The organism is Pantoea anthophila (genome assembly GCF_026104315.1).
In the GTDB taxonomy this organism is placed as follows: Bacteria; Pseudomonadota; Gammaproteobacteria; order Enterobacterales; family Enterobacteriaceae; genus Pantoea; species Pantoea anthophila.
Genome location: NZ_CP110473.1, coordinates 3,000,101 through 3,026,305, shown reverse-complemented (window position 1 = coordinate 3,026,305; position 26,205 = coordinate 3,000,101). Strand labels below are relative to the sequence as shown.

Here is a 26,205-nt window from a genome sequence, read left to right as displayed (position 1 = left end):
ATGACGGCCTCCCTGGTGACGCTGACCATCGGTCAGTCGCCACGCAGCGACATTCTGCCGCTGCTGCGTCAGCATCTGCCGGATGCGCAGACCGATCACGCCGGACTGCTGGATGGGCTGAGCAGCACCGAGATCCAGGCGCAGTTTGCGCCGGATGCAGGCGATGCGTTGCTGGTGTCACGGCTGCAAAGCGGCGAACAGGTGCGGCTGGCGGCGTCAAAGGTGGAGCAGGGATTGCAGCGCAAAATCAGCGCGCTGGAACTTGCAGGCTATCAGACCATCCTGCTGCTCTGCACCGGTGAATTCAGCCAGCTTCGCACCCGACAGGCGCTTCTGCTGGAGCCGGACCGTATTATCCCGCCGCTGATCGGCGCCATGGTGCAGCAGCAGCAGATCGGGATCGTGGTGCCGGTTACGGAGCAGATTGTCGAGCAGGCGGGTAAGTGGCAGCATCTGCCCGTCACCCCCTGTTATGCGGTTGCCAGCCCCTATGAGGGCGATCAGGCGACCTTCGCCAGTGCAGCATGCACGCTGCAAGCGCAGGGTGCGGCGCTGGTGGTAATGGACTGTATGGGGTATCACCAGCAGCATCGGGCTGCGTTACAGCAGCAGCTGGGCGTGCCGGTTCTCCTCTCTAATGAGCTGGTGGCCCGGCTGGCGGCCGCGCTGCTTCCCTGACGAAGGCGATCACAAACGCCTGTGATTTCGCGTGACAGATCAGCGGGTTCCCTTCTACACTGCCAGACACACAACATGTGCTCTGGAGACTATTATGCTCAACGTAAGTGAGTATTTTGACGGAAAAGTTAAATCTATCGGTTTTGACAGTGCGAGCACCGGCCGTGCCAGCGTGGGCGTGATGGCTGAAGGTGAATACACATTCGGTACCGGTCAGCCGGAAGAGATGACCGTGGTCAGCGGCTCGCTGAAGGTGTTACTGCCGGGTGAGACGGAGTGGAAATGGTTTGAAGCGGGTTCGGTGTTCAACGTGCCGGGTCACAGCGAATTTCATCTGCAGGTGGGCGAGCCGAGCTCCTATCTCTGCCGTTACCTGAAAGATTAAAAAAGGGCCGCTTAGCGGCCCTTTTTTTATGGTCAGACACCCCCTGTCAGCATGGGGCTGCCTGCCGATGATTAACGCTGGGCTTCGCCGCCGAGCGCTTCCACCAGGTTGCTGGTCAGCGCGGCCAGTTCGCTGGTCATCAGAATAAAGTCAGCATCAAAACGCTGGGCAAAATCTTCGCGGTCGATATCGTCGTTCTGGTCGCGCAGCGTGTCGCTGAACTTCAGACGTTTCACTGAACCATCATCGGCCAGCACAAACTGAATACGCTCCTGCCAGTCGAGCGCCAGTTTGGTCACCAGCTTGCCCGCTTCAATGTGGTTGGCGATCTCATCGCACACCAGATCCTGCTTTTTACAACGGATGACGCCGCCATCTTCCAGCAGCGCTTTCAGCTCCGCTTCATCCATCAGTGCAAAACCGGCCGGCAGATCGCCTGAGCGCACCCATTCGGTCAGCGTCAGCTCAATCGGGCTTTCCAGCGTCAGGGGCACCACCGGCAGTGAACCCAGACTTTTACGCAGCAGCGCCAGCGTATCTTCCGCTTTCTTAGCGCTGGCACAGTCCACCATAATCAGATTGTTAACCGTGTCGATCCAGAGGTAAGTCTGGCTGAAACGGCTGAAGGCGCGCGGCAGCAGGCTGTGCAGCACTTCATCCTTCAGCGAATCTTTTTCAGTCTTCTTCAGCTTGCGGCTCTGCTCAGATTCCAGCTTGTCGATTTTGGCTTCCAGCGCCTGTTTCACCACTGGTGCGGGCAGAATTTTCTCTTCTTTACGGGCGCAAATCACGATCTGGCCGTTGTTCTCGTGGGTCAGCGCATCACTGCGGTTGCCCATCGGCGAGACCCAGCCGGTTTTGCTTAAATCCTGACTGCCACACGGCGAAAACGTGAAGGCGTCGAGCTGTTTTTCCATCTCATCTGCGGACAGCGGAATGTCACGATTCAGACGATAAACCATCATATTTTTAAACCACAACATCGGGATTCCTTACCGTGGCGCGATCGGGCGCACAAGTCTGCTAGAGTCAGCGCGCATGATAGCGAAACATCGGAGTGGTTTCATTGCCTTTCCGGCTGGCGGCTTCTACTGTATCTCTCATCTGAACGAATAATGAGGAATAAACCGTGCGCATAGGTATCGATCTGGGTGGCACCAAGACAGAAGTGATTGCATTGTCAGATGAAGGGCAGGCGCTGTTCCGCCACCGGGTAAATACCCCTCGTGATGACTATCAGGCGACGGTACAGGCGATTGTCGATCTGGTGACGCTGGCTGAAGAGAAAACCGGCCAGAGCGGCACGGTCGGGATCGGTATTCCTGGCTCACTGTCGCCTTACAGCAGGCGGGTAAAAAATGCTAACTCCACCTGGCTTAACGGTCAGCCGCTGGATAAAGATCTGGCACAGGCGCTGAACCGCGAAGTGCGTATCGCCAACGACGCCAACTGTCTGGCGGTGTCGGAAGCGATCGACGGCGCCGGGGCCGGACAGGCGCTGGTGTTTGCGGTGATCATCGGCACCGGCTCGGGAGCGGGCGTGGCGATCAACGGTGAATCACGCATTGGCGGCAACGGCAATGCCGGTGAGTGGGGGCACAATCCACTGCCCTGGATGGATGAGGATGAGCTGCGCTACCGCCAGGAAGTGCCCTGCTACTGCGGCCAGCAGGGCTGCATTGAGACGTTTGTCTCTGGCACCGGCTTTGGCATCGACTATCAGCGGCTGAGCGGCATGCATCGCAAAGGGGCGGAAATCGTCTCGCTGCTGGCGCAGCAGGATCCGATCGCCGAACTGGCGATGAGCCGTTATGAGCTGCGGCTGGCAAAATCGCTGGCGCAGGTGGTGAATCTGATCGATCCCGATGTGATCGTGCTGGGCGGCGGGATGAGCAACGTGGATCGCCTCTATCAGACCGTGCCGCTGCTGATGAAGAAGTGGGTGTTTGGCGGCGAGTGTGAAACGCCGGTGCTGAAAGCGCAGCATGGCGACTCCAGCGGCGTGCGCGGTGCGGCGTGGCTCTGGCCGCTGCAGAGCTGATGCGGCATGCCGGTGAGAGCTGGCTCTGTCATGCGCTTGCCGGACCGCGGCGGCTCAGCCCCTGAAGTACCAGGCGCTGAGCCGTTGATCCGTCAGCGTTGTTGTGCCGGTTTACTCGCCCACCAGCATACTGTCCTGCGGGGCGCGTCCGCGCTGCGCTTTGGTCGCGAGGAAATAGAGATAGCCCACCACCATAATGGCGACAAACAGCGCGCCAATCACCGGGTTGAACCACAGCATGGCCAGCAGGCAGATGACCGACAGCAGCAGGGCGATGCCCGGCACAATCGGATAGCCCGGCGCACGGAAACTGCGTGCCATCTCCGGCGCGCTACGGCGCAGCCGGAAGAGGCTGAGCATGCTCATGATGTACATCACGATGGCACCAAACACCGCCATGGTGATCATCGCCGCCGTCAGTGTCATCCCCTGCAGATTGATCACGCCATCGCTGTAGATGGCCGCAATGCCCAGCACGCCGCCGGTAAGGATGGCGCGATGCGGGGTCTGAAAACGCGACAGTTTTGCCAGGGCAGGAGGCAGATAACCCGCGCGGGCCAGCGCAAAGAACTGCCGTGAGTAGCCGAGAATAATGCCGTGAAAGCTGGCAATCAGGCCAAACAGGCCGATCCAGACCAGCATGTGCATCCAGTTTGAATGCTCCCCGACGATCATTTTCATCGCCTGCGGCAGCGGATCGTTAATGTCAGCCAGTTTGCGCCAGTCGCCCGCACCGCCCGCCATCAGCATCACGCCAATCGCCAGCACCACCAGCGTCAGAATGCCGCTGATGTAGGCGCGGGGAATGGTCCGGGTGGGATCTTTTGCCTCTTCTGCCGCCATTGCCGCGCCTTCAATCGCGAGGAAAAACCAGATGGCAAAAGGGATCGCGGCGAAAATGCCGGAGAAGGCGGGCAGTCCGAAGCTGTCGCTCCCGGCCCAGCCGTGTGCGGCGAAGTTCGCCAGACTGAAACCGGGAGAGACCACGCCCATAAACACCAGCAGTTCGATCACCGCCAGCACCGTCACCACCAGTTCGAACATCGCGGCCAGTTTTACGCCGAGGATATTCAGCGTCATAAACAGCAGGTAGGCGCCGACGGCGGCGGTTTTCGGGTTGAGGTCGGGATACTGCACGTTGAGATAGGCCCCAATCGCCATGGCAATCGCCGGTGGCGCAAAGACAAACTCAATCAGCGTCGCCAGACCGGCAATCAGCCCGCCGGTTTCGCCAAAGGCGCGGCGACTGTAGGCAAACGGCCCGCCCGCATGGGGGATCGCAGTGGTCAGTTCGGTGAAGCTGAAGATAAAACAGGTGTAGAGCGTGGCGATCAGCGCGGTGGTGACCAGGAATCCCAGCGTGCCCGCCACCGCCCAGCCATAACTCCAGCCAAAATATTCGCCTGAGATCACCAGGCCAACCGCAATCCCCCACAGATGCAGGGTGCCCAGCGTGGGCTTGAGTCTGTTTGTCATAACTGCCATCCCCGTCGTTGTTGGTCTTATGCGGCGTTACACCGCCATTACGCTACAGTAGAAGGATGATGCCGCTGCCTTGCGCGCCACGACTTGACGCCAGCGCAGTGACTTCTGTTCTCCAGAGTCAACTCACACGCAACAACCGGGCCAGTTGTACGCTGCGGTCAACTTTGTCTCCTCTGAAGTCAAGCAGCACACACGCTGGCCACGCATGCTGAAATGACGCAAGTGACCAGGAGCCGGACTGATGAGCGCGAAACAATATGACAACCTGACTGATTCCCAACTCACCCTGATGGCGCAGCAGGCGCTGGCCTGTTATCCCGATCCGCTGCAGGGTCAGCTCAGCCTGCTGTGCCGATCGGAGAACGCCACATTTCTGCTCAGGGCGGCCGGGCAGCGTTATGCGCTGCGGCTGCATCGTGGCGATTACCATCAGAAAGCGGATATCGTCAGTGAACTGCAGTGGCTCGATGCGCTGCGTGAAACCGGCATCATGGTGCCGGAAGCGGTGCCGGATAAAGAGGGCGAACAGGTGCTGACGCTGCGGCTGCCGGATGGCAGCGAGCGTTATGTGGTGCTGTTTCACTGGATCGAGGGCGAGATGCCGACCACCGACGTCGATCCCCGCGCCTTTCAGCAGCTGGGGCAGATCACGGCCCGGCTGCACCAGCAGAGTAAGCAGTGGCAAAAGCCAGCGGGCTTTCAGCGCATTATCTGGGACCACCACACCATGACCAGCGCGGAGAGTCACTGGGGACGCTGGCAGGATGCGCCAAACCTCAACCCTGCCGATCACGGCGTGGTCGAACAGGCGATTGCGCAGGTGGGCGCGGCGATGGCGCAGTTCGGGAAGGGATCGGATCGTTACGGCCTGATCCACGCCGATCTTCGCCTGACCAACCTGCTGCTGCACAAAGGGGAAACGCGGGTGATCGACTTTGATGACTGCGGGCTGGGCTGGTATCTGCACGATCTGGCGGCGGCGATCAGTTTTGTTGAGCACCATCCGCGCGCCCCGGAGTGGATCGATCACTGGATCCGCGGTTATGAGCAGGTGGCGCACATCAGCGATGCGGAGATGGCTATGCTGCCTGCGCTGCTGGTTCAGCGTCGTATTCAGCTCACCGCGTGGGTCGGTTCGCATGCCGAAACGGAAATGGCGCGCAGTCTGGGACCCGAGTGGGCGAGCCATTCAGTGCGTCTCTGCCGCCGTTATCTGGAAGGGGAGCGACTGCCGGTGGGGGTCTGATGCACCAGCGACGGGCGTCGCTGCGCCGCCACAGTGCCCGACAGCCGGGTGGCGCAGCGGAAGAGGCGGCCGGGAGGCGGGATGCGGTTGCGCCCGTGCCGCCTGCGCCTGGCTCCAGGAAACTGGTATGGAAATTGCTGTCAGTAACAGGGGTGATCCACCTTTCTACTCACAGAGGCGACCATGAATCCGACACTGATCAAGCCCGATGCGTTTGCTGCCTGCTCGGCAGCCGCAGAAGCTGGCAATCACGGCGTACTGGCTGCGGCAGCGACTGGCCTGAGCGACTTTATTCATACTCAGGGCGGCGACGCAGACCGCATCTTCGGTATCAGCGGCATCGATCCGGAGCGCCTTGCCAGCCCGACGCTGAGCCTCGGGCTGGTTAACTACTGTCGGGTACTGGAAGAGGCGGCCCGACACTCCGGTTCTGATAACTTCGGTTTGCACTACGGCAGGCAGTTTAAACCGCAGTCATTAGGCCTGATTGGCTACATCGGTCTCTGTTCCACCACGCTGGAACAGGCGCTGCACAATGTGGTCAACGCGTTTCCCTGGCATCAGCACGACACGCTGACGCGTCTGGTGGATAAGGGGGAGTGCTGGCGGCTCGACTATCAGGTGCGCCACGGGGCGATTCTGTCGCGCCGTCAGGATGCGGAGCTGACGCTGGGCATGTTTATGAATCTGATCCGCCACGTGGCGGGCAAACACTGGGCGCCGCGCGAAGTGCACTTTGAACATCCGCGCCCCGGCCAGTGGCACGATCACTGCAAAGTCTTTGATGCGCCGGTCTGGTTCGATCAGCCCTTCAATTCACTGGTGATCCCGAAGCGCGATCTGCTGCGCGCCATGCCGGAGAGCGATCCGATCCTGCTGACGGTGATGCAGGATGCGATCCGGCGGCTTAATCGTGGCACGTCGCAGCAGAGCATGATTGAGCAGGCGCGTTCGCAGGTCAATCTGTCGCTGATGCAGGGGGAGCCGGTGCTGGAAGAGGTGGCGGATAAGCTGGGGCTGTCGAGCTGGTCACTGCAGCGGCGGCTGCGCGAAGAGGGCAGCAGCTTCACCGCGCTGGTGGATCAGGTGCGCTGCGAAATGGCGACACACTACCTGCAACAGAAGCAGCTGCCGATTTCAGAAATGGCGCTGCTGCTGGGCTACTCGGAAGTCAGTGCTTTTTCGCGCGCGTTCCGTCGCTGGTTCGGTATCAGTCCGCGTCAGTGGCGTCAGGAGGGACTGGCCAGCTAACCGCGCGGCGCAAAGCCGAACCACGCGGGTTGTCCAGGCTCCGGCGGTGGCGGAAGGCCGCGGGTCTGCGCCACCAGCTGCCATGCGCGCAGGCAGAGCGCTTCATCACCCTGGGTCTGGGTCACCGCATAACGTTCACTCCGTTGCCACTCCATCCGTACCAGACATTGCTGGCCCGCATAACGGGCTGCATCCCGGAAGTCCCGGTTCAGCACCGGCTGCATTTGATGCGTCCAGTGACAGGATTTGCTGTCAGGATCTTTCTCCGGCTGACAGAGGTTTGCCACGCTATCCCGTTGCTTTATAACAGCTTGCTGGCAGGCGCTGAGCGAGATGGCAACAATCACACCCGGCAATATCCGCCTTATTACATTAATCAAATTCATTTAACTGGCCCATCTCCCCTTAAAGATCTTCCGGTCTGCTGCCGACAGTCTACAGACCGGCCTGCTGAATGCTATGGCATTCCTCCGACTGTCAGCAGAACCAGAATTTACCGCCCCGGTGCGGACGATCTCTCTTTCACGTTTTGGATGAGAAAGGCAGAACACAGGCCTTTGCGGCACTCTTCCGGTTGACGGCGGGCAGTGCCTTCCATGCCAGCAAACCCGCCTCGATTCTGGTGCTGCCTGCGGATAACGGCTCGCCGGATGTCAGCGCCGCGCATCGCTTAACCTCCCGGCTGACGCGCCCGTTATCCCTGGGGCAGCTCCAGCTGGCTGTATCCCAGCCCGTTCATCTTGCGCACTTTAATCTGCACCGGGATACGCTCCTTCATCGCCTCAACGTGGCTGATCACCCCGATGGTTTTGCCGCTGGCGTTGAGCGCATCCAGGGCATCCAGCGCGGTGTCGAGCGTCTGGGCATCCAGCGTGCCGAATCCTTCATCCAGAAACAGCGATTCGATGCGCGTTTTGTGGCTCACCAGATCGGATAACGCCAGGGCCAGCGCCAGACTGACCAGGAAGCTCTCCCCGCCCGACAGGGTGCGGGTATCGCGCGCGGCGTCAGCCTGCCAGGTGTCAACCACATCCAGCTCCAGCTGATCCTGCGCCCGCCGCTGCAGCAGATAGCGGCCGTGTAGCCGGTCGAGCTGACGGTTAGCGAGCGCGACCAGATGATCCAGCGTCAGGCCCTGGGCGAAACGCCGGAATTTATCGCCGCTGGCGGAGCCGATCAGGTCGTTGAGCAGGCTCCACTGCGCCAGCGCCACCCCATCCTGTTCTATCTGTGTCATCAGACTCTGCTGCCGGGCACGCAGGCTGGCGTCGCTGTGCAGCTGCTGCTGAATCTGACCCTGCTGGCTGGCGTTGTCGCGCAGCGCCAGCCGTAACTGCTCCAGCTGCTGCGCCAGCGCTTCCGCAGATTCCGGCATCGCGTCGGGCTTTGCCTGCTGATGGGCGCTGAGCCGCTGACGCAGATCCGCCCGTCGCGCCTGCTGCTGCTGGTACTGCTGATCGAGCTGCTGCAGCTGCTGGCGCAGTTGCAGCGCACTCTGCTCATCCAGCAGCGCCGCGCGCAGGCTGGCTTCATCGGCAAATCCGGCGCGCGCCAGTGACTGCTGCAGTGTGCTTTCCGCCTCTGCCAGTTTGCTGCTGAGAGTCTGACGCTGATTTTCCAGCCCCGCCAGCTCACCCTGCAGGCGACTGACCTCGGCCTGCGCCTGTTGCAGGGCGGTGAGCTGCTGTGCCAGCTGTTCATCGGCGTGCTGAACGCGGGCCTGCAGCTGCTGACGGGCGAGGGTGACCTCGCGATCGCCAAACAGCGCCAGACGCTGCTGACGCATTTCGCTGAGCTGCGCCTGGCTCTGCTGCTGCTGCTGCTGACGAGTCGTGAGCTGCTGCTGTTCCTGTTCAGCCTGCTGCTGCAGGGCAGTGAGCTGGGTTTCCCCTTTCAACAGCTGTGGCTGCAGGTTAGCAAGCAACTGCTCACTCTCCTGCCAGCGCTGCCAGCGCCGCTGTTGCTCCGCCAGCCACGCAGCGCGATCGGCGGCAGCGGGCAGGGCAAGATGGTGTGCGCTGAACTGCTGCTCCAGACGGCTCTGCAACTGCTCCCAGGCCTGCTGTTCCTGCTGCTGACGCTGTTGCAGCACATCCAGCGCCTGTAGCAGGCTGGTCAGCGACTGCTGCGCCAGCTGTTCGGCCTGCTGCTGCTGCTGCCAGGCCTGTAGCTGCTGAAGATGGTGATCTTTCGCAGCCTGAAGGGCCTGGCTTGCGGCTTCCTGAGCCTGTCGCTGCTGCTCAAGCTGACTTTCACGGTCGCTTTGCTGCTGCTGCCACGTGGCTAAGGCCTCGCGATCGGCAAGCGGGAAAGTAAGTGCCAGCTCACCGCTCAGAATCTGCCATTGCTGCTCAAGCTGCTCAAGCTGTTGCTGCATCCCGGCGATTTCCTCGCGCAGCGTCTGCTGCTGTACCGCAGACTGCTTCAGCTGTTCGTTTTTTGCCGTGCCCGCTTCGCGCAGTGCCTCGGTTTTTTGTTGCAGCGCAGCCCGGCGCTGCTGGTTAGCACTGACTTCCAGTGTGCTGTAGGCTCCGACGGCGGGATGGGTGCAGGAGCCGCACAGCGGGCAGGGCTGATCGGCGGTGAGCCGGGCGCGGTAGTCGCTGAGATCGACAATCTGCTGCTCCAGCGCGCAGATTTTTTCCACATCGTCCAGCTGCTGTTTTTCGCGTTTCCACGTCTCACGCAGCGTCTGCAATTCCGCTTCACTCTGCTGATGCGCTTTTTCCAGCGCGTGTAGCCTTTGCTGGCGCTGGTCCAGCTGCTGGTGCAGCGGCTGCCACTGCGTTGAGAGCAGCAGCAGTTGCTGACGCGCCGGACGGCTGCTCTGCAACTGGCTTAACGCCTGACGCAGTGCGGCAGGCGGATGCTGCTCCTGAAGCGAAGTTAGTGCTTGCTCCGCCTGCGACAGCGCCTGGCGGGCCTGTTGCTCCGCCTGCTGGCGCGGCAGTGCCTGTCGGGCCTGCTGCTGCTGTTCCGCCTGCTGGGTGGCGATCTGCTGCTGCTGCTGATTGCGCTGTTGCGTCAGTCCCGCCAGCGTCGCCTCACGCTGTGCCAGCAGGGCAAAATTCTCCTGCCACAGCGGCAGCGAAGCCCCCCAGTGCGCCAGATCGGTCAACTCCGCACGTAACTGATGCTGTTCAGCCATCGCCTGCTTCAGGCGGGTCACCTGACGGGTCTGCTCCGCCAGGGTAGCCTGAGTCTGATCAAGATGCTGTTGCTGACGGGCGTTTTCCTGCTGCTGCTCCTCATTGTGCTGCTGCAGGGCGCTGATGCGCTGATCCAGCGGCAACACCTGTTCCGTCAGCAGGGTCTCCTGCTGCTGCTGTTCCTGCTGTGCCTGCTGGCGGGCAAGCTGGGTGGCCGCATAGCGCTGCTGATGCTGCTGATGCTGGCTCTGCGCCTGCTGCTGCTGATCCGTCAGCTGCTGACAGCGATGCGAGACCTGCTGCTGCTCGGTACGCAGGGCGTCGCGCTGCTGCAGCGCGCCCCGCAGTTTTTCAGCCGGTTCACTGCGTGCCAGCCGCTGGCGATCTGGCTCAGCGGCCTGTAAGGCCGCGCTGGCCTGCTGCACCGCCGCCTCGGCCTGCTCACTCTCCCGCTGCAGCTGCTGCGCCTGTTGCTGCCACTGCTGTTGCTGCTGCGCCTGCTGATAGTGGCTGCTGAGCTGCTCTTCCGCCTGGGTCAGCCCGGTCAGCTGCTGTTGCAGCGCCTCGCGCGCCTCGCTCTCCAGCAGGGTCATCGCGCCCGCCTGGCTGCGCAGCAGGTCCAGCTGGGTTTTCGCCTCTTTGTGGCGCTCATAAATGGCGGCTGAGATCAGGCCGTAGATTTCGGTGCCGGTCAGCTCTTCGAGAAGTTCGGCGCGTTCACTGGCTCTGGCATTGAGAAACGCGGCGAACTGGCCCTGAGAGAGCATCATCGAGCGGGTAAAGCGTTCAAAATCGAGCCCGGAGAGGGTTTCCGTCAGCTTCAGCTTGTCACCCACCTTATCGGCCACGATGGTGTTGTCGGCGCAGCGTGCCAGCTCAACGCGCGGGGCCTGCAGCTTGCCGTCGGCGGCACCGCGCGCGCGGTTCTGACTCCAGAAGGCGCGCCAGGCTTCACCCTTAATCTCAAACTCCACCTCAGCCAGACATTCCGCGCAGTCGCGGGTCATCAGCGGGTTCTGGCTCTGGGAGATCGCGCCCAGGCGCGGCGTCTGGTGGTAGAGCGCCAGGCAGATGGCATCCAGCAGGGTGGTTTTCCCGGCACCGGTGGCACCGGTAATGGCGAACAGGCCGTTGCTGGCAAAAGGTTCGGCGCGGAAATCGATAAACCATTCACCGCGCAGGGCATTCAGATTTTTAAAACGTAGCGTAAGGATCTTCATTGGGTCTCTTCCATGGCGGCCAGCGTCTGACGAAACAGGGTGGTCATCTGATCGATCTGCTCCGCCTCTAAGCCCTCATCCAGCGCCAGCCGGCGGGCGAAGACCTCTTCCACCTTCAGCTCGCTCAGGGTTTCATTATCAAGCCGCGCCAGGCTCTGCTGCCGCTGTTCACGGCTGCGGCGCAACAGCAGCACCTCGACGGGCAGCGTGGCGGTCAGCGTTTCCACCTGCCGTTGCAGATCGCTGAGGTACTCCTGGGTCGTCACTTCGATATCGAGCCAGATCAGTTTCTCCGGCTGCTGCCCGCTGAAGGCGTTTAACTGTTCAGCGATCTGCGCCAGCGATCCTTTCAGCGCCTGCATCGGCTGAGTCTGCGGCACCACCAGCGGGGTGACCGCCTGCAGGCCGCTGGCCGTCAGCTCCAGCAGGAAGACGCTTTTTTCACTGCTCAGCTCATCAAAACTCAGTGGGATCGGTGAGCCGCTGTAGCGGATATGCTCGCTGCCGGCGACGCGCTGCGCGCGATGAATATGGCCCAGCGCAATATAGTCGGCGGCGGGAAAGGCACTGGCCGGGAAGGCGTCCAGCGTGCCGATATAGATGTCACGCACCGAATCGCTCTGGCTGACGCCGACGGTGGTGAGGTGACCGGTGGCGATCACCGGCAGCGCATGGCCCAGTGCCTGTGCTGCGGCGAAACGCTGCTGATAGTGGTGAGCGATCGCCTCCAGCAGCGAGGTCTGTTTGTCACGTCCCGACTGACCCGCCCGGCTGCGCAGGATGTCGCGCGGCCGCAGGTAGGGAATCGCACAGAGCAGCGCCCCTGGTTCACCCTGACGGGTGTTGAGCAGCAGCACATCATCGTCCTGCGGGGTGGCGATCACCCGGGTATTGAGACAGGCGAGCAGCTCGCGCGACTCATTCAGCGTCGCCACGGAGTCGTGGTTGCCCGCCAGCACAATCAGCTGACAGCCGCTGGGCTGCAGCGCCACCACAAAACGGTTGAACATTTCGCGCGCGTAGCTGGGCGGCGTGCCGGTATCAAACAGATCGCCCGCAATTATCAGCGCATCCACCTGATGCTGTTCAATCTGGATCAACAGCCAGTCGAGAAACGCCTGATGTTCGGCCGCCCGGCTTTTGTTGTAGAAGAACTGCCCCAGATGCCAGTCCGCAGTGTGAATAATGCGCATGATGAGTCCCTGCCGTTGTGATTCGCCCGGCGATTATACTGGCTCTGCGGCCAAAGCAAAAAAGAGTCGCTGCACTGTCATAATTGATTACCTATGTGGTTACAGGCAGGTTATGTTTTTCATAAAAGTGTCACAAATCTGACGCATAATGGCGCCGCGAATCTCAGTGACAGCCGTCATAATCAGCAGGAGAAATAATGGCTAAGCGCATTTTGGTTGTGGAGGATGAAGCCCCCATCCGTGAAATGTTGTGTTTTGTTCTGGAGCAGAACGACTATCAGCCAATCGAGGCGGAAGATTATGACAGCGCCGTGGCCAGGCTGATCGAACCCTGGCCCGATCTGATTCTGCTGGACTGGATGTTACCGGGCGGCAGCGGTATTCAGTTTATCAAACACCTGAAGCGTGAGGCGATGACGCGCGACATTCCGGTCATGATGCTGACCGCCCGTGGCGAGGAGGAAGATCGGGTGCGCGGGCTGGAAGTGGGCGCGGATGACTACATTACCAAGCCTTTTTCCCCTAAAGAGCTGATGGCGCGCATTAAAGCGGTGATGCGCCGTATTTCACCAATGGCGGTGGAAGAGGTGATCGAGATGCAGGGGCTGAGTCTGGACCCCTCGTCGCATCGCGTGATGTCCGAAACCACGCCACTGGAGATGGGCCCGACCGAATATAAGCTGCTGCACTTCTTTATGACGCACCCGGAGCGCGTTTACAGCCGCGAACAGCTGCTGAACCACGTCTGGGGCACCAATGTGTATGTGGAAGATCGCACCGTTGATGTCCACATCCGCCGTTTACGTAAAGCGCTGGAGATCTCCGGCCACGATCGCATGGTACAAACCGTTCGCGGAACAGGGTATCGTTTCTCTGCCCGCTACTGAACGGAGCCTTTACCGTGCTGGAACGCCTCTCCTGGAAGAGATTACTGACAGAACTGCTGCTGGCCTGTCTGCCCGCGCTGCTGCCTGGCCTGCTGTTTGGCGGGCTGGCCTGGTGGCTGCTGCTGAGCGTGCTGCTGGTGCTGCTGTGGCATTTTCATAATCTGATGCGGCTGTCACACTGGCTGTGGCTCGACCGCACCATGACGCCCCCTGCCGGGCGTGCCAGCTGGGAGCCGCTCTTCTATGGGCTTTACCAGATGCAGCTGCGCAACCGGCGGCGGCGGCGCGAACTGGGCAATCTGATCAAGCGTTTCCGCAGCGGTGCCGAATCGCTGCCGGATGCGGTGATCCTCACCACCGAAGAGGGCACCATTTTCTGGTGCAACGGACTGGCGCAGCAGCACCTTGGCCTGCGCTGGCCGGAAGACAATGGCCAGAACATTCTCAACCTGCTGCGTTACCCCGAATTCTCCCGCTATCTTCGCCAGCGCGATTTTGATAAACCCCTGACGCTGGTGCTGAACAATAAACTGCACATGGAATTTCGCGTCATGCCCTACAGTGAAGGGCAGTGGCTGCTGGTGGCGCGCGATGTGACGCAGATGCATCAGCTGGAAGGGGCGCGCCGCAACTTCTTTGCCAATGTCAGTCATGAGCTGCGCACCCCGCTCACGGTGCTGCAGGGCTATCTGGAGATGATGAACGACTCAGTGATGAGCGAACCTTCGCGCAGCAAAGCGCTGCACACCATGTCGGAGCAGACGCGCCGCATGGACAGCCTGGTTAAGCAACTGCTGACGCTGTCGCGCATCGAAGCGGCCCCGGCGATCGACCTGAAAGAGAAGGTCGATGTGCCGGTGATGCTGAAACTGCTGCAGCATGAAGCCGCGACGCTGAGCGGCGGCCGCCACGACATCCATTTCCACACCGATCCCCATCTGAAAGTGTTCGGCAACGATGAACAGCTGCGCAGCGCCATCTCCAATCTGGTTTACAACGCGGTGAACCACACGCCAGAGGGCACGCGGATCGATATCAGCTGGCTGCGCGGCAAACAGGGCGCGATTTTCCGGGTCTGTGACAACGGGCCGGGGATCGCGCCGGAACACATCCCGCGGCTGACCGAGCGCTTCTACCGGGTTGACAAGGCGCGCTCACGCGCCACCGGTGGCAGCGGACTGGGGCTGGCGATTGTGAAACATGCCCTGAGCCACCACAACGCGCGGCTCGATATCACCAGCGTGCCGCATAAGGAGACCTGCTTTACCTTTACGCTGCCGGCAAGGTTGATTGTCAGCAGCGTGATGCAGGAGAATGCCGTTCATTAACCGCTGCCGGAACTCTGCCATGCGCCTGCTTCTTCTCTTCCTCATTACGCTGCTGCCGGGTCTGGCGCTGGCTCAGCCCGGCACGCTCGCCGGCAATCTCAGCAGTGTCGGATCTGATACGCTGGGCTATCTGATGACCCTCTGGAGCGAGGATTTCAGCCGTCAGGCTCCGGGCGTTAACGTGCAGGTGCAGGCCTCCGGCTCCTCTACGGCCCCGACCGCGCTGGCGGCGGGGGCGGCGCAACTCGGCCCGATGAGCCGCCCGATGCAGGCGGATGAACGCCAGGCGTTTGAAGCGCGCTACGGCTACCCGCCGCTGGCGGTGCCGGTGGCCATGGATGCGCTGGTCGTCGTGGTCAACCAGCGCAATCCGCTGCAACAGATTGCGCCCTCGCAGCTTGATGCCCTCTTTTCTGTGACCCGCCTGTGCGGTGCACACAGCGTGCCGCAGTTCTGGGGCGATCTTGGCTTAACGGGCGCTGAGTGGCGTAAACGGCCGATTCAGCGCTATGGCCGCAATTCCGCCTCCGGCACCTGGGGTTTCTTCAAGCAGCAGGCGCTCTGCAAGGGCGATTTTCGCCGCGACGTAGCGGAGTTTCCCGGCTCGGCTGCGGTGGTGCAGGCGGTAGCCGGGAACCCGCGCAGCATTGGCTACGCCAGTTTTGGCTTTCATCTCAGCGGCGTCAAAATGCTGGCGGTGATGAACGATCAGGGGCAGGCGATTGCCCCGGATGCGGAGGCTATCCGCAGTGGCCGCTATCCCTGGGCGCGTCCGCTCTATCTCTATGTCAATAAAGCGCCCGGTAAACCGCTGCCGCCGCTGGTGGCCGCGTTTCTGCAGCAGGTGCTTTCCGCGCAGGGACAGCGTCGGGTCAGTGAGGCGGGCTACCTGCCGCTCTCAGACGCGCAGATGGCGCAGGCGCGTTCAGCCCTGCAGTAATCCTCTAAGTTGAATTTTTTTCATCATCGCTGAATTTTCTTCAGTTGCAGACTGAAGCCACTCATGTCACTCTGCATTCAGACATATAGCCGTCCAGACGGCTATTTATATCAGAATGTAATTATTTCCTGCCGCAATGATTGGCAGGAGAGACAGGAGTGATCATGCAAAGAGAAACCGCCCCGTTCCGTGCCGATACTGTCGGCAGCTTCCTCCGTCCCGCCGCGATTAAGCAGGCGCGCGAACAGTTTGCGGCCGGCGAGATTGATGCGGCAGCGCTGCGTCAGGTGGAAGATGAGGCCATCCGTGATGTGGTGGCTAAGCAGCGTGAGAACGGCCTGAAAGTCGTGACTGACGGCGAGTTTCGTCGCGGCTGGTGGCACTTCGATTTCTTCTACGGCCTGGACGGCGTCGAGAGCTATGAAGCGGAGCAGGGCATTCAGTTCAATGGCGTGCAGACCAAAGCGCACGGTGTGAAAGTGGTGAGCAAGCTCGGCTTTCCGGCCGATCATCCGATGCTGGACCATTTCCGCTTCCTGCAGAGCATTGCCGGTGATGCGGTGCCGAAGATGACCATTCCCAGCCCCAGCGTGCTGCACTTCCGTGGCGGTCGCAAAGTGATCGACGCGGAGGTCTATCCCGATCTGGCGGACTATTTCGACGATCTGGCGCAGACCTACAAACAGGCGATTCAGGCGTTTTACGCGGCGGGCTGTCGCTATCTGCAGCTGGATGACACCGTCTGGGCTTACCTCTGCTCGGAAGATCAGAAGCGGGATATCCGGGCGCGTGGTGACGATCCGGCGCAGCTGGCGCAGACCTATGCCCGGGTGCTGAACAAAGCGCTGGAGGATAAACCGGCCGATCTGACCGTGGGTCTGCATGTCTGTCGCGGTAATTTCCGCTCAACCTGGATCTCAGAGGGCGGTTACGGACCGGTCGCTGAGATCCTGTTCGGCAGCGTCAACGTAGATGCTTTCTTCCTGGAGTATGACAATGCCCGTTCCGGCGGCTTCGAGCCCCTGCGCTTCATCAAGCCCGGTCATCAGCAGGTGGTGCTGGGGCTGATCACCACGAAAGTGGGAGAGCTGGAAGATCCGGCGCAGGTAAAATCCCGGCTGGAAGAGGCGGCGCAGTTTGTGAGTCTGGAGCAGATCTGCCTCAGTCCGCAGTGCGGCTTTGCGTCGACCGAAGAGGGCAACAGCCTCAGCGAAGCCGAGCAGTGGCAGAAGATTCGACTGGTTGTCGATATCGCGAAACAGGTCTGGTAAGGCTGTAACGTTGTGCAGACAGGCGCGTAAAACGCGCCTTTTGTGTATCTGCCGGTGCGTTTATGCGGATATTTCCCACCGTCTGTCTGTTTTTTAGGCACATCATCTTGTGTGCCTGTGCCAAAAATCAACGCTATCCTCTGTCATTTGAAAAAATGGCGGGATAAGCTTCTGGTTTTCCGATCCCGTATTGCCTTTCTCCGCTATAAACGTTTTACTTAGCGCCGTTGTCGATCCATCCCTCTGTGAACAGAATAAAAGCAGCTCAAATCACCTGCACTTTTCCCTGCGACGAGCATAATGCGCTGAGACACTCAGTCAGGTCGCGGCTTATATGCAGCGAGGGGGACAACACAAACCCAACTTCCACCGCAACATCAGTGACAGGCCGTATGACACATCGTTTAACTTCGAAGGACATTCTCGCGCTGGGCTTTATGACATTCGCCCTGTTTGTTGGCGCGGGCAACATCATTTTCCCTCCTATGGTGGGTATTCAGTCTGGCGAACACGTCTGGACTGCCGCTATCGGATTTCTGCTTACCGCTGTCGGTCTGCCCGTGATGACCGTGATCGCGCTGGCCCGTGTCGGCGGTGGCGTGGATGCGCTCAGCAGCCCGATCGGCAAGGTGGCGGGCATCGTGCTGGCCACCGTCTGCTATCTGGCGGTCGGGCCGCTGTTTGCCACCCCGCGAACGGCGACGGTCTCGTTTGAGATGGGCATCGCCCCCCTGACCGGTGAAGGCGCGCTGCCGCTGTTTATTTACAGCCTGATCTACTTTGTGCTGGTGATTGGCGTGTCGCTCTATCCCGGCAAGCTGCTCGACACGGTAGGGCACTTCCTGGCACCCCTGAAAATCGTTGCGCTGACCATACTGGGCGTCGCCGCGCTGTTGTGGCCGGCAGGCGGGACGATCACGGCTACGGCTGATTATCAGCGTGCGGCCTTCTCCAGCGGTTTCGTCAACGGTTACCTGACCATGGATACCCTGGGCGCGCTGGTGTTTGGCATCGTGATTGTTAACGCCGCCCGTTCGCGTGGCGTGGATAATGCTGCACTGCTGACCCGCTATACCGTACTGGCAGGACTGATTGCCGGTCTGGGCCTGACGCTGGTCTACCTCTGCCTGTTTAAACTGGGGGCGGGCAGCGGCGCGCTGGTGGATCAAAACGCTAACGGCGCAGCGATTCTGCACGCCTATGTTCAGCACACCTTTGGCAACATGGGCAGCTTCTTCCTGGCCGCTCTGATCTTCGTCGCCTGCATGGTGACCGCGGTGGGCCTGACCTGTGCCTGTGCGGAATTTTTTGCGCAATACCTGCCGTTATCGTATAAAACGCTGGTGTTTATTCTGGGTCTGTTCTCTATGGTGGTGTCGAATCTCGGCCTGAGCCACCTGATTCAGATCTCCATCCCGGTACTGACGGCGATCTATCCGCCCTGTATCGTGCTGGTGGTGCTGAGTTTCACCCTCAACTGGTGGAACAAGAGTAGCCGGATTATCGCGCCTGCAATGCTGGTAAGCCTGCTGTTTGGTATTGTCGATGCGATTAAAACGACCGGGTTTAAAGATTTGCTGCCGGCTTTCAGCCAGCATCTGCCGCTGGCCGACCAGGGTCTCGCCTGGCTGCCGCCGTCGCTGGTGATGCTGTTGATTGCCGCTGTGGTTGACCGGGTGAAAGGGCCTGAACAGGTGACGGCTCACTCGTAACAGTCAGCACGGTTTTTTCTTTAACCACGGGCTTGCCCGTGGTTTTTTCATTTCACAGGTACAGGTTGTTATGCAAGAAACCAATAAGCTCAAACGCGGACTGAGCACGCGCCACATCCGCTTTATGGCGCTGGGATCGGCGATTGGCACCGGGCTCTTTTACGGTTCCGCTGACGCGATTAAAATGGCCGGGCCGAGCGTGCTGCTCGCCTATATCATCGGCGGGGCAGTGGCTTACATCATCATGCGCGCGCTGGGTGAGATGTCGGTCAATAATCCTCAGGCCAGCTCCTTCTCCCGTTACGCCCAGGACTATCTGGGGCCGATGGCCGGATACATCACCGGCTGGACCTACTGTTTTGAAATCCTGATTGTGGCGATTGCCGATGTGACGGCGTTTGGCATCTATATGGGCGTCTGGTTTCCGGAGGTGCCGCACTGGATCTGGGTGCTGAGCGTGGTGCTGATCATCGGGGCGGTTAACCTGATGAGCGTCAGGGTGTTTGGCGAGGTGGAGTTCTGGTTCTCCTTCTTCAAGGTCGCCACCATTATCGTGATGATTCTGGCCGGTTTCGGCATGATTATCTGGGGGATTGGCAACGGCGGGCAGCCAACCGGTATTCACAACCTATGGACCAACGGCGGCTTCTTCGCTCACGGCGTGGTCGGCATGCTGCTGTCGCTGCAGATGGTGATGTTCGCCTACGGTGGCATCGAAATCATCGGCATCACCGCCGGGGAAGCGAAAGAGCCGGAGAAGTCGATTCCGCGCGCGATCAACTCGGTGCCATGGCGCATTCTGGTCTTTTATGTCGGCACGCTGTTTGTGATTATGTCGATCTACCCGTGGAACCAGGTGGGAACGTCGGGCAGCCCGTTTGTGCTGACCTTCCAGCATCTGGGGATCGCCGCGGCCGCCTCGATTCTCAACTTCGTGGTGCTGACCGCGTCACTTTCGGCGATTAACAGCGATGTCTTTGGCGTGGGCCGTATGCTGCACGGCATGGCGCAGCAGGGACATGCGCCGAAGGTTTTCATGAAGGTTTCCGCACGCGGCATTCCGTGGGTGACGGTCGTGGTGATGATGTTCGCCATGCTGATCGCGGTCTATCTCAACTACCTGATGCCAGAGAAAGTCTTCCTGGTGATCGCCTCGCTGGCGACCTTTGCTACGGTGTGGGTCTGGATTATGATTCTGCTGTCGCAGATCGCGTTCCGCCGCAAAATTGGCAAAGAGGCGGCCGGTAAGCTGCTGTTCGCCTTGCCGGGCGGCAGCTGGACCGCTGGCGTCGGCGTCGCCTTCCTCTGCTTTATTATCGGCCTGATTGGTTATTTCCCCGATACCCGCATTTCACTCTACGTGGGTATGGTGTGGATTGTGCTGTTGCTGCTGGGCTATAAGCTGGTGCGCAAGCCGCGCTAATCTTCCGTTCTGCTCTCCCGATTCACGGGGGAGCAGAACCGGCAATCTCCCGCCTTCATTCTCTTTTCCTCCCGCCTTAATTTCTCAAAGGATGCGCAGTCAGCGCAGAATAAAAGTATTTCCCGGCAGACGGCGTCAGACAGGCCTGAATGGCCAGAGAAGGGGAGGGTAAAAGGCAATAAAAAACGGCGAAACCAGTCGCCGAAAGAATCTAAATATTACAGGAAAAAATGTATAAAGGGATGATTGACGGGGCTATCGTAAAACAAAACGCGGGGCGCTGAAAGCCAGCCGGATTTAATTAAGAAAAGGGCGGAATAGCGCTAATTAACAGGGATTAACATTATTCAGACCGCGTTTTTGTTGCGGCCTGAATATGATTAGCCACAGACTCAGGGCAATATAACGGAAACCGGCAGCGTGGCGCTGTTGTCGATGTTTTTCTGCAGTTGTGTCAGCGTGGATTGATAAGGGCAGAGCAGGCCCACACTGGTATCCCTGCAGCCAGGCTGATGCCACGCCTGATGTAATAACGGGTGATTTTCATCAACCGGCTGCAGCCGGCGGAGATCATCCAGGCTTTGCGCCTGAAAGTAGATCTGCAAAAAACGTTCCCCGCTTCGCGTGTCGCGCCAGCGCTCCAGCACCAGACTGCCGCCCGGCGGAATATTCCCGCGTGAATAGCCTGGCAACGCCCAGTCAAAGCCCATCAGCGTGCGCACCATGGCAATATTGGTGTCGTGCGCCACCAGAATTAACCAGCGGGTCGGCGACGTGTCGGAACCAATCGCCTGCAGCATTGTGCTGAGGAGGATCGAGCCACGCCGCTGGGCCAGATAGAGGATATCGTTACTGAGGTCGTAGTTTGCGGTCAGCAGTGGCAGCAGCGAGGTGATCTGCGCCGCCGAGGTGATGTGTCCCCAGGCGAGTTGATTGAACGGCAGATTTTCGCTGTAGCCCAGGCGCAGCGTCTCCACCATGCTGGCCATCGCGCTCAGCCCCTCAACGTAACTGCCGCCGTTGCGGGTCTGTCTGAACTGCCAGGGGCGATCGAAGAACGTGCAGCGGGACGCAGGCGGGCAGACCGCCGCTCTGAGCTGCTGAATTGCCGGTTGCAGCTGCTTTTGCCGCTGTTCCAGATCGCCTGCCTTCTGCTGCTTAGCCGCCAGCGCCCGGGCGGGATCGATGTGGGTGAGCGGCAGTTTGTCGCTCTGAAACAGGGGATCGACCTCGCCCGCGACGTGATGCACCGGCACGCCGCAGCCGGGAAAGGCGCCGTCAGTCAGTGCCGCCGCGGTGGCGCGGGTGCGCTGCAACGGACTGGCCCGCACGTAGACCTGCGCCGCATCGGGGCAGCCCGCCGCCAGCAGGCCGAGCTGGCGATAGTGATCGCCCTGCCAGCGCCCCTTATTCACGACCGCGCTGTAGCCATGTCCGGTCAGCTCCCCATCGGCGGTGGTCCACACCGTCCAGGATTGCTCACTGGCCGCCTCAATCTCTTTGCGGTTTCCCGGCGTCGGTGGCCGCACGCCGTGGCGGCTCAGCTCGACCACCTTCTCCAGCTGATACTCAGCCGCCTGTGACGTCGTGCTCAGCAGACAGAGAGCGGCGAGAATAAGCACGCACCGACGCAGCCGTAACCGGATCATCTACTCATCCAGAGCGGGATTACCCGTCAGCGCTTTAATCTGTGGATAGAGGGCCGCATTGGCCAGCAGAACCGGATTACCATTTTTCAGCCCATCGTTACGCAGGTAGTCGTTGGTGACACCGCCCGCTTCGTGCATCAGGACAATACCCGGCAGACTATCCCAGGGATGCATGTGCGCTTCGTAATAGCCTATCAGGCGTCCAGCAGCAGCCCAGGCGCTGGTCAGCGCGCCGGATCCCACCCGAATAAACATGCCACCCTGCTCAATCAGGCCGGTGATGAGGCGCGAGACGCTTTCGCCGCCGGTGCGGCTGGAGTTGCTGATACCCAGCAGTCCCTCGTTAAGCCGCTTTGCCGCATGGACCTGCAGGCGGCTTTCGTTTAGCCACGCCCCGTGGTTTTTGCGGGCATGAAACAGCTCCTGATGATTAGGGTCGCAGATCACGCCGATCACCGGTTCGCCCTCGCAGACCACCGCCAGCGACACGCACCAGTTAGGCAGGCCGTTGACGAAGCAGGCGGTGCCGTCGATGGGATCGATGACCCAGACAAAGGGGGCGCCCTGAACCTCGCCACCGCTCTCTTCGCCATAGACGGCATCGTCAGGAAAACGTTCAGCGATTAATGTTTTAAGCAGCGCTTCCACGTTGCGGTCAGCCTCGCTCACCACATCCTGTAAATCCCTTTTGTGTTCCACCACCAGTGTCTGACGCTGCTGATACCATGACAGGGCCCGGCTGCCCGCCGCACGGGCGATGTCGCAGGCGTAACGGTAACGCGCGTCAATTTCAGATTGCGAAGCGGATGACATCTTTTCCTCTTATGATTTTGTGCCATAACGAACGGAAGGCGCACCTGAACAGGCGGTCTGGCTGTGCTGTTAACGTAACTATTGTTAAGAAAGGCTTCATTAAGCCGCAGTTAGCGGGCAATGGCAAGATGGCGCAGGGGCGGACGACGGGCTTTTTCAGCGGGCAGGCGCCTGCGCCTGCCCGGCGCGGCAGCAGAGGATCGGGTTTTACAGGGTGCGGCTGGTCGCCAGCGCCATTAAACGCGGATAAAAAACAAAAAACAGCGCTTCCAGCTGATCGTAGTGTTCAGTGAAATCCTGGTAGGAGTCGCGCAGTGCCGCCAGACGCGGACGGCGGCTGGCCATGCCGTGCAGGACCCGCTCCAGCCGCGCGGGCTGGGCATAATGCTCAAACCAGCGCTCGCGCCACATCACCGCGTTAAGTTCCTGAAAATCGACCGGCGTCTCCGCGAGGTGCGGCACGATTTCTCGCTCGGCGGCGGCAGAAAACTGCGCCAGCGTCTGGCCGGGCATGAACTGCTGCCAGTGACGGGCCAGAAAATGGTCCCAGATGACGTCCAGCGTAATCGGGGCCACGCGATAGGTTTCAGCACGGAACAGCTGACGGGCGCTGCGCACTTCCGGCAGCGTGTCGGTCATGACGTCAAGACGCCGGTGCATGAGAATGCCGTCTGCGACAGGCGCAGACCAGTGCTGGTGCGGGTTACCCCGCACAAAGTCAGCCATTAGATTGCCGAGCAGGGAGCTGTCGGCCAGCTGAGCCAGATGGAGATGAGCAAGAAAGTTCATGCCGCATTATAGGCTGAACTGCCTTTGCGCAGCCAGCTGTTCAGAATTGGTCGATTTTCCGCTAAACTGTGCCGCCTGTTTTTGCCTGAGAAAGAACACTTCAATGCGTGTCGCCGATTTTGCTTTTGAATTGCCCGAATCCCTGATTGCTCACTATCCCCAGGCGCAGCGCAGCGGCTGCCGTCTGCTGTCGCTCGACGGTCCCAGCGGCGCACTGACGCACGGGGTCTTTACCGACGTGCTGGATAAGCTGAATCCAGGCGATCTGCTGGTGTTCAACAATACCCGTGTGATCCCGGCGCGCGTCTTTGGCCGCAAAGCCAGCGGCGGCAAAATCGAGATGCTGGTCGAGCGGATGCTCGACGACAAGCGTGTGCTGGCACATGTGCGCGCCTCAAAAGCGCCGAAGCCGGGTGCAGCGCTGCTGCTGGGCGAAGATGAGAGCGTGCAAGCGACCATGGTGGCCCGCCACGATGCGCTGTTTGAGATTGAATTTGATGATGAGCGCGCGGTACTCGATATCCTGAACAGCGTAGGCCATATGCCTCTGCCGCCCTATATCGATCGGCCGGACGAAGAGGCTGACCGCGAGCTTTATCAGACCGTCTACAGCGCCCGCCCGGGGGCCGTCGCGGCACCCACAGCCGGTCTGCATTTTGATGAGCCGCTGTTGCAGGCGCTGAAAGAGAAAGGCATTGAGATGGCGTTTGTGACGCTGCATGTCGGGGCGGGAACCTTCCAGCCGGTGCGTGTCGAAACCATCGAAGAGCATCACATGCACGCGGAATATGCCGAAGTACCGCAGGAGGTGGTTGATGCGGTGCTGGCCTGCAAGGCGCGCGGCAATAAGGTGGTTGCGGTGGGCACTACCTCCGTCCGGTCGCTGGAGAGCGCAGCCAAAGCGAGCCAGGATGGCCTGATCGCGCCATTCTTCGACGACACCCAGATTTTTATCTATCCGGGCTATGAGTATCAGGTGATCGACGCGCTCATCACCAACTTCCATCTGCCTGAATCGACCCTGATTATGCTGGTCTCGGCCTTCGCCGGGTATCAGCACACCATGGCCGCGTACCGCGCAGCCGTGGCTGAGCAATATCGTTTCTTCAGTTATGGCGACGCGATGTTTATCAGTAAAAATCCGCAGGCGCCGCTGGAAAAAGTGGGCGACTGATTTATCAACCGATAGCCGGAATCGCGCTCTGCGTGACAGAAGGCTATCTGCATCGGACTGTTTCTCCGATGGAGGCTTTGTGAAATTTGAACTTGATACCACAGACGGGCGCGCACGCCGTGGCCGTCTGATTTTTGATCGCGGCGTGGTGGAAACCCCGGCGTTTATGCCCGTTGGCACCTACGGCACCGTCAAAGGCATGACGCCGGAAGAGGTACAGGATACCGGCGCGCAGATCATTCTGGGGAATACCTTCCATCTCTGGCTGCGTCCGGGTCAGGAGATCATGAAACTGCACGGCGATCTGCATGACTTTATGCAGTGGAAAGGGCCGATTCTGACCGATTCCGGTGGCTTCCAGGTCTTCAGCCTGGGGGACATCCGTAAAATCACCGAAGCGGGCGTGCATTTCCGTAACCCGATCAACGGCGATCCGATCTTCCTCGATCCGGAAAAATCGATGGAGATTCAGTATGACCTCGGTTCCGACATCGTGATGATTTTCGATGAGTGTACGCCTTATCCGGCGGACTGGGACTATGCCAAACGCTCAATGGAGATGTCGCTGCGCTGGGCGCGACGCAGCCGTGACCGTTTTGACAGCCTCGGCAACAAAAATGCGCTGTTTGGTATTATCCAGGGCTCGGTTTACGAAGATTTACGAGATGTCTCGGTTAAAGGTCTGGTAGAGATTGGCTTTGATGGGTACGCTGTGGGCGGCCTGGCGGTGGGTGAACCTAAGCAGGACATGCACCGTATTCTCGAGCACGTCTGTCCGCAGCTTCCGCAGGATAAACCCCGTTATCTGATGGGCGTTGGCAAACCTGAAGATCTGGTTGAGGGCGTCCGTCGCGGCGTCGATATGTTCGACTGCGTGATGCCAACCCGTAATGCGCGCAATGGTCATCTGTTTGTGACCGAGGGCGTGGTGAAGATCCGCAACGCCCGCTACAAAGATGACACGGCGCCACTGGATGCGGAGTGTGACTGTTACACCTGTCGCAATTATAGCCGGGCCTACTTGTATCATCTCGACCGTTGTAACGAAATACTGGGCGCGCGTCTGAATACTATCCACAATTTGCGCTACTACCAGCGTCTGATGGCTGGTTTACGCCAGGCTATCGAAGAGGGTAGATTAGAGCGCTTTGTAACTGAGTTTTACCAACGGACGGGTAAAGAAGTTCCGCCTTTAACGTCTGACAATTCATCAATGAGGGAAATTTAATGAGCTTATTCATTTCTGACGCCGTGGCCGCAGCAGGCGCACCGTCTCAGGGAAGTCCGTATTCTCTGGTGATCATGCTGGTGGTGTTTGGTCTGATTTTCTATTTCATGATCCTGCGTCCGCAGCAGAAACGTGCGAAAGAGCACAAGAAGCTGATGGATTCCATCTCAAAGGGCGATGAAGTGTTGACCAGCGGTGGCCTGGTCGGTCGCGTCACAAAAGTCTCTGACACGGGCTACGTCGCTATCGCGCTGAATGACACCAACGAAGTGGTCATTAAACGTGATTTCGTTGCCGCCGTGCTGCCTAAAGGCACCATTAAGGCGCTGTAATTCTTTCTTCC

The 26,205-nt window shown here is 59.9% G+C and carries 22 protein-coding genes and 1 pseudogene; 15 read left to right on the top strand and 8 right to left on the bottom strand.

What is annotated here, in order from left to right; translation table 11 throughout:
- Both OJ965_RS16700 and ppnP read left to right on the top strand, forming a co-directional pair.
- Window positions 1-678 carry an AroM family protein gene (locus tag OJ965_RS16700; RefSeq protein ID WP_009091802.1) on the top strand — a complete coding sequence of 226 codons (678 nt, stop codon included), beginning with the start codon at window positions 1-3 and terminating at the stop codon, window positions 676-678.
- Between the two features lie 94 nt (window positions 679-772).
- Window positions 773-1,063 carry a pyrimidine/purine nucleoside phosphorylase gene (gene ppnP / locus OJ965_RS16695; protein WP_009091800.1) on the top strand — a complete coding sequence of 97 codons (291 nt, stop codon included), beginning with the start codon at window positions 773-775 and terminating at the stop codon, window positions 1,061-1,063.
- Window positions 1,064-1,134: 71 nt separating this feature from the next.
- On the opposite strand, the gene rdgC is transcribed toward ppnP, so the two are convergent.
- Window positions 1,135-2,046, bottom strand: a complete 912-nt coding sequence (gene rdgC, locus OJ965_RS16690; RefSeq protein WP_009091797.1) for a recombination-associated protein RdgC — start codon at window positions 2,044-2,046, stop codon at window positions 1,135-1,137.
- 146 nt (window positions 2,047-2,192) lie between these two features.
- Here rdgC and mak point away from each other — a divergent pair, with 146 nt between their 5' ends.
- Window positions 2,193-3,104, top strand: coding sequence for a fructokinase (mak, locus tag OJ965_RS16685; protein WP_009091795.1), 912 nt, complete (start codon window positions 2,193-2,195; stop codon window positions 3,102-3,104).
- 111 nt (window positions 3,105-3,215) lie between these two features.
- Here the strand turns inward: mak and eat are convergent, their stop codons facing one another.
- On the bottom strand, window positions 3,216-4,580 hold the full coding sequence (eat, locus tag OJ965_RS16680; protein ID WP_058956377.1) for an ethanolamine permease: 1,365 nt from the start codon (window positions 4,578-4,580) through the stop codon (window positions 3,216-3,218).
- A gap of 250 nt (window positions 4,581-4,830) precedes the next feature.
- Between eat and OJ965_RS16675 the strand changes: the two genes are divergently transcribed.
- Both OJ965_RS16675 and qhpR read left to right on the top strand, forming a co-directional pair.
- A complete protein-coding gene (locus OJ965_RS16675; RefSeq protein WP_009091791.1) occupies window positions 4,831-5,835 on the top strand; it encodes a phosphotransferase enzyme family protein in 1,005 nt (334 codons plus the stop codon).
- 183 nt (window positions 5,836-6,018) lie between these two features.
- Window positions 6,019-7,086, top strand: a complete 1,068-nt coding sequence (gene qhpR / locus OJ965_RS16670; protein WP_046101340.1) for an AraC-like transcriptional regulator QhpR — start codon at window positions 6,019-6,021, stop codon at window positions 7,084-7,086.
- Here qhpR and OJ965_RS16665 read toward each other — a convergent pair.
- Window positions 7,083-7,472, bottom strand: coding sequence for a cell envelope integrity TolA C-terminal domain-containing protein (locus OJ965_RS16665; RefSeq protein WP_265137165.1), 390 nt, complete (start codon window positions 7,470-7,472; stop codon window positions 7,083-7,085). The genes qhpR and OJ965_RS16665 overlap by 4 nt on opposite strands.
- Before the next feature lie 200 nt (window positions 7,473-7,672).
- On the opposite strand from OJ965_RS16665, the pseudogene OJ965_RS16660 reads away from it, so the two are divergent.
- Window positions 7,673-7,786 (top strand): annotated as a pseudogene (locus OJ965_RS16660) (GNA1162 family protein); the annotation flags it as partial.
- On the opposite strand, the gene OJ965_RS16655 reads toward OJ965_RS16660, so the two are convergent.
- Together OJ965_RS16655 and sbcD are read right to left on the bottom strand one after the other, a co-directional pair.
- Complete coding sequence (locus OJ965_RS16655) at window positions 7,781-11,455, bottom strand: AAA family ATPase (RefSeq protein ID WP_265137164.1); 3,675 nt, start codon at window positions 11,453-11,455, stop codon at window positions 7,781-7,783. The pseudogene OJ965_RS16660 and the gene OJ965_RS16655 overlap by 6 nt on opposite strands.
- Window positions 11,452-12,648, bottom strand: a complete 1,197-nt coding sequence (sbcD, locus tag OJ965_RS16650) for an exonuclease subunit SbcD (protein ID WP_154928026.1) — start codon at window positions 12,646-12,648, stop codon at window positions 11,452-11,454. The genes OJ965_RS16655 and sbcD overlap by 4 nt, the downstream gene beginning before the upstream one ends.
- A 197-nt stretch (window positions 12,649-12,845) precedes the next feature.
- On the opposite strand from sbcD, the gene phoB reads away from it, so the two are divergent.
- The 6 genes from phoB to proY all read left to right on the top strand — a co-directional run bounded on the left by phoB (window position 12,846) and on the right by proY (window position 20,209).
- Window positions 12,846-13,535, top strand: coding sequence for a phosphate response regulator transcription factor PhoB (gene phoB, locus OJ965_RS16645; protein ID WP_009091780.1), 690 nt, complete (start codon window positions 12,846-12,848; stop codon window positions 13,533-13,535).
- A 14-nt stretch (window positions 13,536-13,549) separates the two neighbouring features.
- The gene (phoR, locus tag OJ965_RS16640) at window positions 13,550-14,863 is read left to right on the top strand and encodes a phosphate regulon sensor histidine kinase PhoR (protein ID WP_009091779.1); all 1,314 of its coding nucleotides are present in this window, start codon (window positions 13,550-13,552) and stop codon (window positions 14,861-14,863) included.
- A 19-nt stretch (window positions 14,864-14,882) separates the two neighbouring features.
- Window positions 14,883-15,803: a PstS family phosphate ABC transporter substrate-binding protein gene (locus OJ965_RS16635; protein ID WP_265137163.1), complete on the top strand. Its 921-nt coding sequence runs from the start codon at window positions 14,883-14,885 to the stop codon at window positions 15,801-15,803.
- A 164-nt stretch (window positions 15,804-15,967) separates the two neighbouring features.
- Window positions 15,968-17,074 carry a cobalamin-independent methionine synthase II family protein gene (locus OJ965_RS16630; protein WP_046101345.1) on the top strand — a complete coding sequence of 369 codons (1,107 nt, stop codon included), beginning with the start codon at window positions 15,968-15,970 and terminating at the stop codon, window positions 17,072-17,074.
- 392 nt (window positions 17,075-17,466) lie between these two features.
- Window positions 17,467-18,786, top strand: a complete 1,320-nt coding sequence (gene brnQ, locus OJ965_RS16625) for a branched-chain amino acid transporter carrier protein BrnQ (RefSeq protein ID WP_009091772.1) — start codon at window positions 17,467-17,469, stop codon at window positions 18,784-18,786.
- 70 nt (window positions 18,787-18,856) lie between these two features.
- On the top strand, window positions 18,857-20,209 hold the full coding sequence (gene proY / locus OJ965_RS16620; RefSeq protein ID WP_009091770.1) for a proline-specific permease ProY: 1,353 nt from the start codon (window positions 18,857-18,859) through the stop codon (window positions 20,207-20,209).
- Between the two features lie 392 nt (window positions 20,210-20,601).
- On the opposite strand, the gene OJ965_RS16615 is transcribed toward proY, so the two are convergent.
- From OJ965_RS16615 to OJ965_RS16605, 3 genes are all read right to left on the bottom strand, one after another.
- Window positions 20,602-21,858 carry a histidine-type phosphatase gene (locus tag OJ965_RS16615; protein WP_265137162.1) on the bottom strand — a complete coding sequence of 419 codons (1,257 nt, stop codon included), beginning with the start codon at window positions 21,856-21,858 and terminating at the stop codon, window positions 20,602-20,604.
- Window positions 21,859-22,671: an inositol monophosphatase family protein gene (locus OJ965_RS16610; protein ID WP_265137161.1), complete on the bottom strand. Its 813-nt coding sequence runs from the start codon at window positions 22,669-22,671 to the stop codon at window positions 21,859-21,861.
- A gap of 207 nt (window positions 22,672-22,878) precedes the next feature.
- Window positions 22,879-23,460: an acyl carrier protein phosphodiesterase gene (locus tag OJ965_RS16605; RefSeq protein WP_111208103.1), complete on the bottom strand. Its 582-nt coding sequence runs from the start codon at window positions 23,458-23,460 to the stop codon at window positions 22,879-22,881.
- Window positions 23,461-23,563: 103 nt separating this feature from the next.
- Between OJ965_RS16605 and queA the strand changes: the two genes are divergently transcribed.
- The 3 genes from queA (at window position 23,564) to yajC (ending at window position 26,194) form a co-directional block, all read left to right on the top strand.
- On the top strand, window positions 23,564-24,634 hold the full coding sequence (queA, locus tag OJ965_RS16600; RefSeq protein ID WP_265137160.1) for a tRNA preQ1(34) S-adenosylmethionine ribosyltransferase-isomerase QueA: 1,071 nt from the start codon (window positions 23,564-23,566) through the stop codon (window positions 24,632-24,634).
- Window positions 24,635-24,713: 79 nt separating this feature from the next.
- Window positions 24,714-25,862, top strand: a complete 1,149-nt coding sequence (tgt, locus tag OJ965_RS16595) for a tRNA guanosine(34) transglycosylase Tgt (RefSeq protein WP_009091761.1) — start codon at window positions 24,714-24,716, stop codon at window positions 25,860-25,862.
- Window positions 25,862-26,194 carry a preprotein translocase subunit YajC gene (gene yajC, locus OJ965_RS16590; RefSeq protein ID WP_009091760.1) on the top strand — a complete coding sequence of 111 codons (333 nt, stop codon included), beginning with the start codon at window positions 25,862-25,864 and terminating at the stop codon, window positions 26,192-26,194. The genes tgt and yajC overlap by 1 nt, the downstream gene beginning before the upstream one ends.
- The last annotated feature ends 11 nt before the right edge of the window (window positions 26,195-26,205 follow it).

Coding starts and splice junctions, on each gene's coding strand:
- OJ965_RS16635 (WP_265137163.1), top strand. CDS start 14,883: ATGCGCCTGCTTCTTCTCTTCCTCATTACGCTGCTGCCGGGTCTGGCG.
- OJ965_RS16700 (WP_009091802.1), top strand. CDS start 1: ATGACGGCCTCCCTGGTGACGCTGACCATCGGTCAGTCGCCACGCAGC.
- OJ965_RS16605 (WP_111208103.1), bottom strand. CDS start 23,460: ATGAACTTTCTTGCTCATCTCCATCTGGCTCAGCTGGCCGACAGCTCC.
- brnQ (WP_009091772.1), top strand. CDS start 17,467: ATGACACATCGTTTAACTTCGAAGGACATTCTCGCGCTGGGCTTTATG.
- OJ965_RS16610 (WP_265137161.1), bottom strand. CDS start 22,671: ATGTCATCCGCTTCGCAATCTGAAATTGACGCGCGTTACCGTTACGCC.
- OJ965_RS16675 (WP_009091791.1), top strand. CDS start 4,831: ATGAGCGCGAAACAATATGACAACCTGACTGATTCCCAACTCACCCTG.
- OJ965_RS16665 (WP_265137165.1), bottom strand. CDS start 7,472: ATGAATTTGATTAATGTAATAAGGCGGATATTGCCGGGTGTGATTGTT.
- OJ965_RS16655 (WP_265137164.1), bottom strand. CDS start 11,455: ATGAAGATCCTTACGCTACGTTTTAAAAATCTGAATGCCCTGCGCGGT.
- yajC (WP_009091760.1), top strand. CDS start 25,862: ATGAGCTTATTCATTTCTGACGCCGTGGCCGCAGCAGGCGCACCGTCT.
- rdgC (WP_009091797.1), bottom strand. CDS start 2,046: ATGTTGTGGTTTAAAAATATGATGGTTTATCGTCTGAATCGTGACATT.
- eat (WP_058956377.1), bottom strand. CDS start 4,580: ATGACAAACAGACTCAAGCCCACGCTGGGCACCCTGCATCTGTGGGGG.
- ppnP (WP_009091800.1), top strand. CDS start 773: ATGCTCAACGTAAGTGAGTATTTTGACGGAAAAGTTAAATCTATCGGT.
- sbcD (WP_154928026.1), bottom strand. CDS start 12,648: ATGCGCATTATTCACACTGCGGACTGGCATCTGGGGCAGTTCTTCTAC.
- OJ965_RS16630 (WP_046101345.1), top strand. CDS start 15,968: ATGCAAAGAGAAACCGCCCCGTTCCGTGCCGATACTGTCGGCAGCTTC.
- queA (WP_265137160.1), top strand. CDS start 23,564: ATGCGTGTCGCCGATTTTGCTTTTGAATTGCCCGAATCCCTGATTGCT.
- phoB (WP_009091780.1), top strand. CDS start 12,846: ATGGCTAAGCGCATTTTGGTTGTGGAGGATGAAGCCCCCATCCGTGAA.
- OJ965_RS16615 (WP_265137162.1), bottom strand. CDS start 21,858: ATGATCCGGTTACGGCTGCGTCGGTGCGTGCTTATTCTCGCCGCTCTC.
- qhpR (WP_046101340.1), top strand. CDS start 6,019: ATGAATCCGACACTGATCAAGCCCGATGCGTTTGCTGCCTGCTCGGCA.
- proY (WP_009091770.1), top strand. CDS start 18,857: ATGCAAGAAACCAATAAGCTCAAACGCGGACTGAGCACGCGCCACATC.